General features: G+C 60.2%; 1 protein-coding gene and 1 pseudogene. Both read right to left on the bottom strand.

Features of this window, described 5'->3' with window-relative positions:
- Positions 1-910: type VI secretion system tip protein TssI/VgrG (tssI, locus tag AACY50_RS28600; RefSeq protein WP_339539934.1), on the bottom strand; the 910-nt coding region annotated here is incomplete at its 3' end.
- A 132-nt stretch (positions 911-1,042) separates the two neighbouring features.
- A pseudogene (locus AACY50_RS28595) lies at positions 1,043-1,116 on the bottom strand (Hcp family type VI secretion system effector); the annotation flags it as partial.

Here is a 1,116-nt window from a genome sequence, read left to right as displayed (position 1 = left end):
TTGGGTGCTCGGTCAGGGCCAGAAAATGGCCGCTGACCAGCAGCGGCTGATCGCTCTTGCCTTCAGCCAGTTGGAAGTCGCTGCGGTGGCGTTCGAGGGCGCGTTTGGCCAGGTGTTTGCCGCGCTCGCGATCAACGAAACGGCCCGGGTAATCGTAGTCTTCGAGGTCGGGCAGGGCATCGCCACGGTTTTCGCTTTCGAGGGTCAGGCGTGGTTTTTCGAAGTCGTAATCGCGGCGGGTGGTGCGGCTGGTGCGGGTTTCCAGGCGCAGGTCGAAGCGCTTGATCACCGGGTTGCTGGCGACCATGCCGGAGTCTTGCTGATAGGCCACAGGCGCAAGTTTCGGGAACACCGTTTGGTCATCGCCGAAAACAAGCTTGTGCGCCGTGGCGCTGTGCTGGAAGTGGTAGTGAATGCCTTCTTCTTCGCACAGGCGCTGGATGAAATGCAGGTCCGACTCGTCGTATTGCACGCAGTAGAGGCGCTCGGGGTAAATCGAGTGGGTCTGGAAATCGTAGGCGTTGCTCTGGATGCCGTGCTCTTCCAGCACTTGACCGATGATCTTCGGCACGCTGAGGTTCTGGAAGATGCGCTGGTTGACGCGGTGCGCCAGGTACGACAGTTGCGGGCGCAGGGTCACCGAATAACGGGTCAGGCGTTTGCCGGAATCACCCTGGGCGGCGCGGTAGATCTGGCCGTGTATGCCGCTGCCGTCGGGCGACAGTTGCAGGAAGGCCGGTTTGTGCAGGAGGGTCTCGAGGTCCAGCGACGGTTTTTCACTGACCAGCTCCACCTCGAAGACAAAGGGCTGGCTGATGGCTTCCCGGCCGGTGAGGGTAAACACCTGAAAATCGGCGGAAAGCCCTTCGATGGTCAGGGCAAAGTGGGTTTCATTGGCCGGCGCGAACATCCCTTGTTCCTCGTGCTGTACAGCGGCGCTCGTCGACGGCCGCAAAAGCGGGTCAACGTACGCGAAATTCTGGAGGGGGGTAAACAACATCGACCAGCAGAGCTGGCCGATGCTTGTAACGATCAGCCGTAATTAAACGACTGGAGCACGCCAGTCATCGGAACCCGAAGTACCGGATACTTCGTGGGTCCAGGTGATTTTGCGGT

The organism is Pseudomonas sp. RA_15y_Pfl2_54 (assembly GCF_963971015.1).
Taxonomy (GTDB): domain Bacteria; phylum Pseudomonadota; class Gammaproteobacteria; order Pseudomonadales; family Pseudomonadaceae; genus Aquipseudomonas; species Aquipseudomonas baetica_A.
The sequence above is the reverse complement of the archived record's forward strand: the minus strand, read 5'-3'. Positions and strand labels throughout refer to the sequence as shown.